Source organism: Streptomyces sp. WELS2, from assembly GCF_013870595.1.
GTDB lineage: Bacteria > Actinomycetota > Actinomycetes > Streptomycetales > Streptomycetaceae > Streptomyces.
Map to the genome: position 1 here is coordinate 1 of NZ_JACBWZ010000094.1, position 14,012 is coordinate 14,012.

General features: G+C 65.6%; 4 protein-coding genes. 1 reads left to right on the top strand and 3 read right to left on the bottom strand.

What is annotated here, in order from left to right; all coding sequences use genetic code 11:
- Positions 1 to 325: 325 nt before the first annotated feature.
- The 3 genes from H5J33_RS08870 to H5J33_RS08880 form a co-directional block, all read right to left on the bottom strand.
- A complete protein-coding gene (locus H5J33_RS08870) occupies positions 326 to 1,081 on the bottom strand; it encodes a barstar family protein (protein WP_181794334.1) in 756 nt (251 codons plus the stop codon).
- Positions 1,082 to 1,178: 97 nt separating this feature from the next.
- A complete protein-coding gene (locus tag H5J33_RS08875; protein WP_258564969.1) occupies positions 1,179 to 8,021 on the bottom strand; it encodes a polymorphic toxin-type HINT domain-containing protein in 6,843 nt (2,280 codons plus the stop codon).
- 199 nt (positions 8,022 to 8,220) lie between these two features.
- The gene (locus tag H5J33_RS08880; protein ID WP_309485364.1) at positions 8,221 to 11,712 is read right to left on the bottom strand and encodes a LamG-like jellyroll fold domain-containing protein; all 3,492 of its coding nucleotides are present in this window, start codon (positions 11,710 to 11,712) and stop codon (positions 8,221 to 8,223) included.
- 998 nt (positions 11,713 to 12,710) lie between these two features.
- Between H5J33_RS08880 and H5J33_RS08885 the strand changes: the two genes are divergently transcribed.
- Positions 12,711 to 14,012 (top strand): MFS transporter (locus H5J33_RS08885; RefSeq protein ID WP_181794335.1); only part of this gene is annotated, 1,302 nt, incomplete at its 3' end.

The following is a 14,012-nucleotide window of genomic DNA, read 5'->3' on the forward strand; positions in this document are numbered from 1 at the left end:
TGGCCGTGTCGATGCGGCCGAGCATCTGGTTGAGGCAGGTGGTCAGGCGTCCCACCTCGGTGTTCGGGGCGGCCACTTCGGGAACGCCGTGAGAGTAGTCGCCGACGGTGATCGCCGTCGCGGTCTCCTCGATCCTGGTCAAGGGGCGCCACTTCCACGACCTCCGCCGCTCCACCGCCGCCCTGCTCCTGGAACAGGGCGGCGAACTCGTCCTGATCACTGACGTCGCCGTCGACTACTGCCATCACCTCATGCTGAAGGCCCACCAGGCATCGCCTGGTGGGCCTTCAGATTTACACTTCTGATGCCCAGAAACCGACCGCTACTACCTGAGCGTCACGGCTACACCGAATTCCCTCAGAACACCCATAACGGACGCCGCCAGCGAGGCGCCCATCCTTTCCTGCACGCCGGAAAAGTGTTCCCACACCAGCTCGAACGGAGCGCCGGCACTCCGGGACGCCGCAAGGCAATCAGCAAGCCCGTCAAGAGTGGATCCAAAATATCCACCGGGACCATTAACTGATTCACCAAGTGCGCAATAGAAGCTGCTTTCACCGAGGATCTGCCTACCATCGATTACGCAGATTTCTCCGACGCCGTACCTCTTAGCCGCATGCCCTGTTTCGAACCAGGAGTTCTGAACAACATGGAGCCAGCTATCATGCGATTCGGCGGGATACCGCCCCCATTCCCCCTTTTCGAGCGGACTACCCGAAGCCCAGCGACGCCAAAACGCTCCCGCTGCGGCGTACGGGCAGGTATGGCCATAGAAGGTCGCGACAAAGCCGCCTTGCCCGCGGCTGCCCTCACCCTCGAACGTAGAGCGCAGGCCAACCCGACCGATGTAATACGACCCGATCGCCTTGCCAAGCGAGTTGACCACGCGCAGCTCCACGTCGGACAAGTCCTTGCCTAGGCTGACCGGTTCTCGCGCCGATCCATAGATCAAGATGTCCTCGGACTGTGCGTGATCGGACTCCACAAAGAAGCCACTGATTTCGCGCGCCGTGACGATGACTTTTCCGGACGCTTCTTCAATTAGGTGATAGAGCGGAATAATTGAACCATTTTCACTCATCTCGCACCTTCCCACTGCCGACTAGGCAAATTCTAGCGGAAAGTCCGAGGAAGCATGGCGGCGGCCGCCCCGGACTCTCCACTACATTCACTTCCGCCTACTGCCACCCAGAGTCAGGGAAGTGGGGCCCACTGAAGGGCTTGATTGTCTTGTAGTGGTCATTCGTCCACCCCATCACTACCCGACCATCGGACAGGGTCTTTGCTAGAATTCGAGCGCTGTCACCCTTAGATCCGGGAACTCGATACTCCAGTGCACCCGCCCAGCGCTTCTCGTGAGCCGCCTTGCCTTGGAATACCTTTTGTGCGCCGGTGTCAGGATCCGTCTGAGGAACGCCCCTCCCGGCCCTGATGTCGTCATAGGCATTCACGAAGTGCCTCGACATCCCCTGCGGGAGCGGATCTGACAGCTTTCCGTTGGAGCATCCGCTGCTGTTGTGAACGAGGATCGGAGTCTCGCCCGCCAGCACATAGTACGTGTGGAGGTCGTCTACGGTGAGGTTGTATGTGCGGGCATGCTTCGTGAACGGCTTGTTCCCCGTGACGATGACCGTTTCGCCGTCATCGGTCAGCAGTGTCATACCTGCTGCCAGTTCGCCTGCAGGGATCCAGCGCTTCTCGGAAGGTGCCCAGAAGGGGTGCTCGTGCGTCGCCGTGAGCTCGTCGATGCCGTCTTCGGTTGCGATGGACAGCGTGTTGAAGTGCTTGTCGGCTTCGGTTCGAATGAGGCTGGTTACCTCACGTGCCCCTTGCTCACCGGTTTCCGGATCTGTTGCCAGAACCTTGTCACCAAGCTCGATGTCCTCAATGTTCTTGGTAGTGCCGTCTGCCATGAGGACGTCGGTACCAGCGAGGAAACATTTGCAACCCGTTCCCCCCTTCTTGGAGCCCTTCCCGGCGCTCGCAGCACCCTTCACTGCATCCTTGGCCAACTTCTTTATGGCGCCGACCGTGCTGAATACGGAAACGAGGTCCACGAAACTGTCGCCTGCGTCGTACGCCTTGTTGTCCTTCTTCAGACCGTTCTCTTCGACCAGCTTCGCCAGGTCGTCCTGGTTCGGGGTGCAGCCTCGGTCGGTCCACTGGCACCAGGGGACAACAGCCATGTAGGCAAAATCTGCGGCGGCAGCAACACCCTCGGCGAAGCTCACCGATCCCCCGAGGGCAAAATCCTTGAAAGAGCCCTGGGCGCGTGGGTTCTCGGGTTCGTTGCTCATGCACCCTGGCTTGAAGGCGGGATAGCCACTGCCACAGGTGGTTCCTCCCCCGACTCCGCCGCCCGCGTTGCTGTAGTTGCCGCTGAGGTAATCGCTGCCGCCGTAGTTGCCGCTGCCCATGGGGGACATGCCGCCGCTACCAACACCGCTACTGCTGCGGATGCGGTTGACGTAGGCAGTCACAATCTTGACGACCGCCTTGATCAGCTTGACCAGGGAGAGCCAGAACTTGCCGTCCGGGTCGGCGAAGGTGACGGGGTTGTTGTTGCTGTAGGCGTAGCCGTTGATCTGCTGGGGATCCGTCAAGTCGCCGATGGGGTCGACGCTGATGAAGCGGCCGGTGGCCGTGTCGTAGTCGCGGGCACCGAGGTGCGTAAACCCGGTGGGGTCGTCGGTGCCGCCGACAAATCCCTTCTCGCCTTGCCAAGCGGCGGGTTTGGTGCCGCGTTGTTCCCCGAACGGCTGGCTGTGACGCCGTGTTAGGGCCTGACCGGCGGCGTTGACCTGGAGGCTGGCTGTGCCGTTCTGGTCGGTACACATCCATGTCAGTGCACTGGGAGTGCGCATGGCGACGGTCTTGCCGGCGTGGCTGTAATAGCGGGTGGCTTCGACCTTGCCGCTGGCCTTGTCAAGGCGGAGTTCGGTTTCGCCGAGGTAGAGAGTAGTGCCGGTGGTATCGCGCCGGATGAGGCGGTTGCCGTCGGCGTCGTTGAGGAAGGAGGTGGTGGCGTTGTTCGCCTCCGTCACCTTGCTGAGGCTTCCTTCGACGTCCCACTCAAGCCTCTGCGTCGTGCCGTTGAGGTCGCGGGTCTCTGTATTGCCACTCGCGTCGTAGGTATAGGTGTTGGCCGTCTTCGTTCCGCCGGCCAACTCGGTGACCGTGCCCGCAAGGGCGTGCGGGCGGGGCTGGTCGGTCGTCTTGTAGGTGTAGGTGGTGGTGGCTGGTCCGCCGCTGGCCAGGTTGTTGGTGGCGGTCTTGCGGTTGCCGGCCGTGTCGTAGGTGAAGCTCTGCCAGTACGGAGCGCGGCCACTCACATTGCTGGTACTCGGGGTGGTGGCGCAGTCGGTGGTGGTGGTCCAGGCGGCCTTCAGGCGACGGTGACCGTCATAGCTGAAGCACTGCCTGTCGCCCGGGCTGGTGGAACGGTCATCTATCTCAAGAGGGTTGCCCGCTTTGTCGTAGCGGTAGTAGATGTCGGCGTCGGTCCCGGTGTGCGTCTCGGACTTCACCGTCTGGCGTGCCAGGCGCTTGGTGCCGTCCTCGTACGAGTAGTTGACCTCGGTCCAGTCAGCGGTGGAGGACACCCCGAGAGTGGTGCGGATCTGCTCGCCTGCCGGCAGGTAGTCCGTGTTCTGCACCAGGCCGGTCAGGCCCTGCAGGGTGTCGGGCAGCCGGGTCGAGGTGTAACCGTAGGTCAGGGTTTCGGCGGCGAGTCCTCCCATGGCGGGGATGGTGCGCTTTTGAAGCGTGCCGTCGAGGTTGTAGACGTTGGTGATGGTGTACGTTCCGGTGCCGGCGAGAGCGCCTTCCTTGGTGCTGACCGTGTACTGCTCCTTGAGGGGCCGGTACACCTTGTCGTAAGAGGCGTTGGTCGTGGCGTAGACGTCCCCCGTCTTGCCGCCTACGTAGCGGATAGACGAGGTGAGCCGCCCCTTGGCGATGGTGTCGTAGGTCCAGCGAGCCAGGTACTGCGCGTCGGCCGGCGTGGGAACGCCGTTGACGACGGGGACGGCTCCGTCGACCCGCGCGGTCTGACGCCCAATCAGGTCATAGGTGTAGCCGAGCGTCTTGCCTCGAGCATCGGTGGCCTCGATGACCTGGTCGAGGTCGTTGTACTTGATGGAGCTTGAACCGGAGTCGGGGTCTGCCGCGGAGGTCTGGCGGCCGAGCAGGTCGTAGCCGTAGCTCCACGTGTTGCCGTCGTCGTCCTTGACGGTCTTCAGCCGGTCGGCGTGGTCGTAGGTGTAGTTGAGCGTGGTGAAGGTGGCGGTGGCGGTGTTGCCGTCGTACTCGCGCTTCTCCACCAGGCGGCCGCGGGCATCGACCTCCTCGCGTACGGCCGATGCTCCCACGGGAGGCTCGACCGTGGTGGCGTTGCCATCGTAGGTGTGGGTGGTGCGAGAGAACTCCTGCTCGTTGACGAGGATCTTCTCCACCGTGGGACGGCCTGCGCCGTCATAGGTTGTCACGGTGCCGGCGGGAGCTGCGGTCGTGGGATTGGCCAGCACACCCGTGGGCTCAGTGGTGTCGATGAAGTCCGCGGAGGTCTCCGCTTCGAGACCACGGGTGTCGTACTTGGTTTCGGTGATCACACGGCCGGTGCCGGTGGCCGCCGGGGTCTGAGTCTGTCGTGGCCGTAGTAGCGCGTCGTAGATGGCGTACTGGGTGAGGTAGGTGCTGCCGTCTTTGTTGAGGGATTTGGTGGCTACCCACGATGCCGCCGTGGCCTGCACCTTGTACTCGAACTTCTGGCTGGCCGTGTGGCCGGCCGAGCGGTCACGGTCTGCGAGCCACACATCGGTGAGGCGGCCCATCGCGTCGTAGGCCATCTCCGTGCGGTTGCCGTTGGGGTCGATGCTGGCGGTGTTGACCCCCCAATCCGGTGCGATCTCGGTAGTGACCGTGTGGCCGAGTGCGTTGGTCTCCACAGTCTTGGTCAGCGGGCCGGCGCCTGCCGGGGTGAATTCGGCGTGCTTGGTCTTGGTACCGGTGGTGTCCCAGGTGTCGGTGGCCCGACCCAGGGCATCGAAGGCCGCGGTGCCGACGGTCTGGTAGCGCGGGGTACCATCGGTGGCGTAGCCGGTGGCCCGCTCAACTCGGGTGAGGTCCCCCTTGGTGGGTGCGGTGCCGTAGGCCTGCCCGTCGTAGGAGCTCCTGACGTCCGAGATGACATCGGTGGTGTCCGGGTCGTTGGTCCGGTTCGGCGTTACCGCACACCCCGTGGAAACCTTCTCCACACGCTTGGGGTAGCTGAGCATCCAGGTGGCTGTGTTGGTGGCGTACTCGGTGCGGGTGCAGTCCTTGCTGCCTGCCGCGTCGGTCTCCACGGTCAGCGGCTGACCGGTGGCCTCGTCGTACGTGGTGGTCGTGGTGGACGTGAGCTCGCTGCCGCTGTTCAGACGGGTGCGCTTGATCTCGCTTCCGGTGCGGACGATGTAGCCGTTGACGGTGCCGTAGGAGTGGGTGTCGGTGGAGGTCTTCTTCGACCACGGGGTGGTGACCGTCGCGGTCACTTCGGCACCGGACGCGCCGTTGTAGGTGATCTGCTCGCGGACCTGGCCGGCGTACTGCTCGGAGTCGGTCTTGGCCACGCCCTTGGAGTCGGTGATGGACTCGCTGCGGGTGGTTCCGTCCGCCTGCTTGTCACCGTCCATGCCGCGGTAGTACAGCGCGGTGGTCTTCGACCGGATGCCCGTGGCCTCACCGATGGTGGTGGTCACCTTGTTGTAGCCGCGCCAGATGCCCCAGGTGCGGTACTTGGCCTGCGTGATGGGCGACTGGTCGTCATAGGCCCAGGCACCGCCGCCGCTGTAGGTGTAGTCCGTCTGCTTCAGCGGTGCGCCACCGGTCGGGTCGGACTCGGTGACCTGGGTGACGACGTACTTGTGGAAGAAGTCGGTACGCGGCTGCGGATCGGTGCCTGGCGTCGGGTTGGACGGCGGGATCCACTTGACCGGATAGCAGCGCTTGGTGTTCTTGTCGAGCGCGGTCGGAATGTTGGTGTCGGCTATGCATTCCGGGTCGGAGTAGTTGGCCGTGAGGACCGAACCCGTTTCCGAAGTGACTGTGCGTACTCGCCACTTGATGTAAGGCGGGACGTCGTCGCCGGTCTTGTCGACGCGGTTGTGCAGCTGGATGCCGGTGAACTTCACCGCGGGCATGGTGATGGGGGTGCCGGACTTGCCTGTGTGCTGGATGGACTTCAGCCACAGGCCAGGAGCGGAGCCGTCGCCGGGGTCGGGGAAGGAGTGCTCCAGGTGCCAGTTGTTGACGTCGCGGTAGTCGGTGTCCGCGCCGGTACCGGAGCCCTTGTAGACCTGGGTGGTGACGTCGGTGAGTCGTTTGCGGGTGAAGAAGGACGGGGCGGGCTGGTCGGTGCAGGGCTTGCCGGAAGCACAGATCTGGTCGAACGGCACGTCCGGCCAGGCGGCCTTGTTCGTGTCGGTCAGGTTGGCGCAGGTCTCGCCGCCTGAGACGGGGATGCAGCGCTCGGCGACGGTGAACTTCACGCGGGCAGCGGCGGGTTGGGTGGTGGAGAAGATGGTGTCGGTGCGCTGACCGTAGTCGATACGCTTCAGGTAGCCACCGCGCGTGTAGGCGCTTCCGTTGCCGGTGGTGCCGTTCTTGGCGTAGTAGTTGGTCTCTTTGCCGTACCAGTAGCTGGTGACATTCCCGTGCGGGTCCACGACATAGTCGAGGTTCCAACGCCAGGCCTGGATCTTGGCCCGGTCGGCGAAGGTGCTGCCGTCGGAGTAGCCGGGCTCGCCGGAGTCGTCGCCGAAGACCGGTACGGTCCACACCGATTCGGTCTCAGGGTTGCCGCTCGTCCAGCCGGGAAGCCGGTTCTTGCCGAACACGTACTGCGTGCCGTTCGTGGCGGTGACGGTCCAGTACTCGCCGTTGTCGTCGCCGTTGACCGCGCCGGTTCCCAGCGTGACCTTCTCGCCGTCGTCGCTCTTCAGGTGCCAGCCCTTGGCGTCCTTGATCAGCGGGCTTGACTTGCCGTTGAGGACGACGGAAGCGTTGTCCTCCTTCCAGCACTGGTCGTACTTCTTGTCCTGCCCGTCGTCGTCGCAAGAGCCGTAGGACCGCTCGATGTAGGAGCCGGGCAGGTCGAAGCCCTCGCCGACCCAGGAAGGCTGAGCGGAGGTGGTGGAGGTGCGGCCATCGACGCTCTGCGCCGAATAGCCGATGGACAGCGACGGTGCGCTCCCTGCCGGTGCGGGCACCGTCCCCAGCGGGTAGCTCCAGGTGAAGTCACCGTTCGAGCCACCGCCGGCCCAGGTCGCGGACGCGGACAGCGGGGTCGCCTCGTAGGAGCCCTGGTCGGACCCCGTACCAGCGGACAGGGCCAGCACCGTCATGGTGCCGGCGGCGTTCTTGGCCTGCGTGGTGGTGATCTGGGCGGTCAGAGTGTCCTGCTGGGCGTTGTTGTCGGTGGCCAGCACCTTGGTGGTGCGGCAAGCCGCCTTGCCCGGGGTCGTCAGGGCACACGCGGGCAATTGGACGACGCGCAGACGGCCGGACCAGTTGCCGCCGTAGGCACCGGCGAATTCGCTGTAGTCGACCGTAAGCGAAAGCGAGGCGGGGTCGGTTTCCCCATCGGTGCGCTGCACCGACAACAACACCCCGTCCAGACCCAGTTGTTGAGCCTTCTCGCGGTCAAGGACGGTCACCTTGGCCTGCTCAGCAGCCGGTGCGGCACTCTTCCTGCCGGCAGCGGACTTCGGCTTCGCAGGGGCGCCGAGGGCGACCGGCAGCTTGCCCGCCTTCCCAGACTCGCTCTTGGCAGCGGGTACGTCCAGCGTAACCGACCCGGACGTGGGCCATTTCGGAGCGTCGGCGGCCCGATCGCGGGTCTTCTGCGCGGCCTTGATCGTCGGATCGTCGATCTTTATCAACTTGGACTTGAACGGCGTCGACATACCGTACTCCGGCGCTGCCAGCTCGCTGTGCGGCCGGCTGGTGTCCTCAGGCGGAGTGGCGCCGAGCAAGGTGGCCATCACGGCACCGGCGACCGGCAGGCTGACCACGGTCAGCCTGCGTCGTCCGGCGCGCTGCCAAGACCACGCGTGCAGTTGGAATCTGCGGCGTTTCACGGATGGATTTCCTCATGTCGATAGGCGGTGCGCCGGATGCCTCAATGCGAAGGAGCCGGCGCACCGCAGTCGGTGTGATGCGAGAAGGTGCGGGTGAGCCGGATCAGCCGATGTCGACCGGCGGCTCATCGACGATGGCGAGTTGCGCGATCTCCGCTTCGGAAAGCACTCCGGCGTACACACGCATGTCGTCGAGCTGGCCGGGCAAGGCATCTCCCCAGGCCCCCGTGTCGCTACGACGGGCGCCGCCGAGGGTGACCGGGCCGGTGGGCTGGAACGTGTCGCTGACGAGTACGCCGTCTTCAGCACCTTCTCGGCCACCGGTGACGTAGAGCTTGGCAGACTGGTCGGCCGAGTCGAACACGCCGGCCACGTGGATCCAGCCGCCAGGCGGGTTCACCTCGTCCGAGGCAACCGAATAGCTCGGCCCGCCGATCCCGTCGGTGCCGGCCAGGCCGAAGTACCAGTCGCCTACCGTCTGGCCCGCTTCTTGGCGATACCACAGACGGAAGGCGTTGCGGTTCGCTCCCGGGTGGGAGAAGACGGTCGGCGAGTGGGCGACCGTGGTGTCCTCGAGTTCGGACTGCTCGAGTTTCACCCATCCGACCACGGTGAAACTGCCGGAGTCGTCCAGCTTGACCGGGGCGGAGGCTTTGCCCAGGGCGTCAGCGTCGAGGTTCAGCACGTTGCCGTGGGCGTAATCATCCGTACTGGTGAACGTTGCGCCAGGCTGCAGGGTCAAGACGTTGCCCCGCCCGCTGCTGTCGGCGCCACTGATGCCGCTGGTCTCGTCCAGGTTCCAGTGGGCCATCAGTTCGGCCTGCGGCTGGCCCGTTTCAGGGTTTTCCAGGTTTGTCAAGCCCCACAGCTCGTCCGGGTAGACGACGCGGTTGTAGACAGCGACCTGGTCCACTTCGCCGTCGAGCTGCGTACCGGTGCCCCAGCGGCCGACCTCCAAAGGACCCGGTGCGGCCCACGGCGTGGAGAAAGCGACTTCCGCGTTCAGCTTGCCGTTGACGTACAGTCTGATCTTCTGGGCCTGCCGGTCGTAGACACCGAGGAGATGGGTCCAGGCACCCAGGACAGGGGGCTTGGCCGCGATGGCTCGGACGATGGTTGCACCGTTGACATCCGAGACGTCCTTGTCGTACCGATTGAAGATCCACCGGTCGTATGCGGTCGAGTAATACAGTTGGAAGCCGCCGACGTTGGTACCGCGCTGCTGCAACACCGTCGACTGCGTCTTGGAGTTCAGCTTCACCCAGCTGGACACGGCGAAGCTTCCCGTTGTGTCCACGACGGGGCCGCTGGTGGCGGCGTAGCCGTTGCCCGCCGTGCTCCTGAAGCCCTGCCCGAGGCGGGCCTTGGCCACCCAGGACCCGCCGGACACGGTGAGCGGGTGACTGGCGCCCTGCGCATTGGCGACGATGGTGCCGGTACCTTCGTCGAACTTCCACACGCCGACCGGAGCCGATGGCTTGGCCACGTTGAAGAGGTAGTCCTGGGTCTCTCCGGGATTGCCGGCGGCGTCATACGTCTGTACGCGCAGCGTGTTCGTCAGACGCTTGTCCGGCGTGGCCGAAACCGTGTGGCTGGTGGTGTTGGTGGTGTAGGTCTTGTCGTCGATCTTGATGCCGTTCAGCCAGGTCACGTAGCGGCGTACGTCGCTGGAGCCGGCGGAGATGATGAACTTGCCGGTCATGCCGACGCTGCCGGTCTCCGGGGAGCCCGCGCAGGTGGTGCCGGCGCACTCGGGGTACTGGTTCTTGTCCGAAGTGATGGTCGGCTTCGGCGGGCCGACGGAGTCGACCTTGAAGTAGCATGACGAGGACCACGGCCCGTACAGGTAACCGGTGGTGCCGCCGTAGGTGTACTTGAACTCCGTACGCGCCCGGAAGCGGTAGGTCGTGCTCTGCACGAGGCCTGCGGTGACCACTGTGCCGGCAGTACCACTGGCAGTCCAGGTGGAGGGCTTCAGTGAGGTCGGCGTGGTGCTGTTGCCCGCGTACAACTCGAAGTTCGGGCGCAGGCTCGCCTGCGAGCCGTCCGACGAGGTCGGTGTGGCCGTCAGCCGCGGCGTGGTGTCACGGATCACCGCCGGACTGGTCGATGCCGAACACGACACGTTCGGATCCGACATCTTCACCGACGACGGCGCGGCCGTCGGCGGCGAAACATAGGTGATCGACAAGACCGGCTTACGACCCGTCGTGGAGTCCGGGTCCTTGGGCGACATGAACTGCTTCCACGCGTTCGGGTCGCTTTCACTCGCCCGCAGACCCAGCGTCGTCGTGATCGACTTGGCCTTCGCGGTATAGGCGACCGCAGCTGTGGCGTCGAACTCGACCGTGCCGTCGGGGCAGTTGGAGGAAAACCCCTTGGCAGCGGAAACCGTGTCGACTTTCGAGGACCACGACAGATTCGACGACCACTTCGTCGACGAAGAGATCGTGCCGGTCCGCCACAACTCCACATCGGTCTTTGTGCAGTTCGCCGACCAGATCTCGTACGCGGAGAAGTCGGCGTGGAGAATCTTCTTGCCCGCCACCGACCGAGTGTCGAACTGGAACACGGAGCGGACCTTCTTGTTGTCCACATACGCGTCATAACCCACGCCCATGGCGTGGCTGGTGTTCCAGAACGTCGAGCCGCTCTCGTTGGACCACAGCGCCGTCCAACCCGTCAGCTTCCCCGCCACTGTAGGCGGATCGATCACTACCGGGTACGACGTCTTCGGGTCCGCCAGGAACTCCTGGTCGGGTACCACCGTCAACTCGTCCTGCCCAACCGCCATCTCGGCGACAGACGTACGCGCCTGGGCCGGCGGGGTCACCGGATCCACCGGGTCCGACGCGGCCACCGCCATCCGGCCGGCGGGCTGCGCCGGGCCGGCATCCCACATCAGCGGCGCGCTGTTGATGAACGCCGGATGCCCGCCCTCGTCAACGTAGGAGACCACACCATCTTGGTCCCGGACCGTCAGACCGTCCGCCTTGACCGGATAGCTGATCGACTTCAGCTGAGCCGCGGCCTCCGGGGTATGGACCACCAGGCTCTGGGTGAATCCGTCGGGCAGGACCTGGACGACCAAGTCGACGTCCGGCCGCACTGACTTGTAGACGGCGCGCGAGCCTTCCAGGACCGGCTCCGGCAGCGCCCAGGGCGAGAAGACTTCGTAGGCGTGACCGCCGCGTTCGAAGCGCACCAACGGCGCCTTGCCACCGCCACCGGACAACGTCATGTCCAGAGCCGCTACCGGTACCAACGTCCCATCCGCAGCCTTCAGCAGCGTGGTGTCGACAGACTTCCACGTGTCGCCCTTTCGGACCCGCTCCAGCGACGGAGACGTCTCCGCGGTGAAGGTGCCGTCCGGGTTCGCGAAAACCTGACCGGTCTCCGTGGTCAGCGCTCCGACCTCGACGCGCTCCCCAGTCTGAGCCGCCCTCGCCGACGCCTTCTGCTCGGGCGTGACCGTGGGCAGGGCGTCATCCTCCCAGAAGGCCTTGCCTTTGGCAGCCTCGTCCGCCGGGGTTGCTGACACCTCCTCGGCCTGCCCCACCTCGGCAGCCGCTACGGACCCCACCGGCGTCAGCACACCCCCCAGCATCGCTGCCGCAGCAGCGGCCCCCACCACACCGGACATGGGGCGCCAACGACGCCCCAACCCCCCACGTTTCATCCCCAGAACCCTCGCTACCCGCAGAAAATGTGAATACAAGTAGCGGACTTTAAGGATCCGTTAAGGATTCTGTCCATGCCCTTAATTCAGACAAGGGTGCACTTCAGGTGATCAACAGGGCATGGCTCGAAAGATCAATGAACCGCCCCGACTGCCCAGGTGACCAGGAATGTCCGTCTTGCGCCTCACGCAGCCCCGAAGGCACAGCGCGCGATCTGTCACCCAGCTCGCCGGACACGGTGGCGCCCTCCGACCTCGGACAGGCCGAGGCCGGCACTTGCCCTGTGGCGGGTCCGCGAGGTATACGACCCTTTCCCCGCCCAGACCGAGCGAGGTCCGGACTCCATGGACCAAAGTCCCGGCCGGGAGCCTGCCTCGACAAGGTTTCGCACACGCGCCTCCAACCCGGCGAGACGCAACGCGACCTCAGCCACGCCGCCTTTCGTGCTGTACGGCAGCCGCGACCCGCCTAGCTGACCGAAGCCCGGCCCGGCACCCGCGCATCGCGAACGGTACGCCGCCCGTCCCCAGGGCTGGCCATGCCCTCTCCCGCCCCAGCGGAGGCCGTGCAACGGTCCGAAAGATCCTGGTTCAACGCAGCGTAGTCAGCACCAAGTCAGCACGGGAGGAGTGAAGACGGGTGCTGACATGGGCTTTCAGTCAGCACCGAACCAGCACGGGAGTCGGCACCGCACCGTCAAGTCACCCCCGACTACGCGCACCGGACAGCACTGGTCTCGGCCACTCCCGAACCCCCGAACCATCCCTCCCCCGCCCCGGCATGGTGCCCGCACGCATACCCGCCCCCCGAACTATGGTGCCCCACCACATGTGCCCCTGACCTGCGTCTTCCTACCGTGTGCCGACACGTATCCGTCGTACCCGTCCCCACCGCACACGAGGAAGTGGCGCACATGGCATCCGGAAACACCGCTCCCCCACGCCCCGCCGGCCTCCCGAGGATCGTCGCCGCCAGCCTCATCGGGACCACCATCGAGTGGTACGACTTCTTCCTCTACGGCTCCGCCGCCGCGCTGGTGTTCAACAAGCTGTTCTTCCCGGGCTCCGACCCGCTCGTCGGGACGCTGTTGTCGTTCCTGACGTACGCGGTGGGGTTCGCCGCACGTCCGCTCGGGGCGCTGGTGTTCGGGCACTACGGTGACCGGCTGGGGCGCAAGAAGCTGCTGGTGCTGAGCCTGGTGCTGATGGGCGGGGCGACGTTCGCCATCGGGCTGCTGCCCACGCACGCCACCGTCGGCTCCGCCGCGCCCCTGCTGCTCACCGCGCTGCGGCTGGTGCAGGGGTTCGCGCTCGGCGGCGAGTGGGGCGGCGCCGTGCTGCTGGTGTCGGAGCACGGCGACGCGCGGCGGCGCGGTTTCTGGGCCTCGTGGCCGCAGACCGGCGCGCCCGCCGGGCAGTTGCTCGCGACCGGTGTGCTGTCGCTGCTCACCGCCGTACTGTCCGACGACGCTTTCGGCACCTGGGGCTGGCGGATCCCGTTCCTGCTCTCCGGGGTGCTCGTGCTGGTCGGTCTGTGGATCCGGCTGTCGGTCGACGAATCCCCCGTCTTCAAGGAGGCGTTGGAGCGGTCCCAGGCGCGGCGGGCCGAGGCGGACGAGCAGCCGCCGCTGGTCTCCGTGCTGCGCCACCACTGGCGGGACGTGCTGGTGGCGATGGGCGCCCGGATGGCGGAGAACATCAGCTACTACGTCATCACCGCGTTCATCCTCGTCTACGCCACCACTTCGGCCGGTGTTTCCAAGCAGACCGCGCTCAACGCCGTACTCGTCGGCTCCGCCGTGCACTTCGCCGTCATCCCGGCCTGGGGCGCGCTGTCCGACCGGGTCGGACGGCGGCCGGTGTACCTGCTGGGCGCGGCCGGTGTCGGGCTGTGGATGTTCCCCTTCTTCGCGCTCGTGGACACCGGGTCGTTCGGGTACCTGATCCTGGCCGTGACCGTCGGGCTGGTGCTGCACGGCGCCATGTACGCGCCGCAGGCCGCGTTCTTCGCCGAGATGTTCGCGACCCGGATGCGGTACTCGGGTGCCTCGATCGGTGCCCAGTTCGCCTCCGTGGCGGCCGGTGCGCCCGCCCCGCTCATCGCCACCGCGCTGCTCTCCGACTACGACAGCTCCACCCCGATCGCGCTGTACGTGATCGCCGCCGCCGTGCTGACCCTGGTGGCCGTGGCGCTCGCGCGCGAGACCCGGCACCGG

What these genes read in the sequence shown, in the direction of transcription:
- H5J33_RS08875 (WP_258564969.1), bottom strand. Translation starts at nt 8,021, where the DNA reads ATGGCCACCTTGCTCGGCGCCACTCCGCCTGAGGACACCAGCCGGCCG.
- H5J33_RS08870 (WP_181794334.1), bottom strand. Translation starts at nt 1,081, where the DNA reads ATGAGTGAAAATGGTTCAATTATTCCGCTCTATCACCTAATTGAAGAA.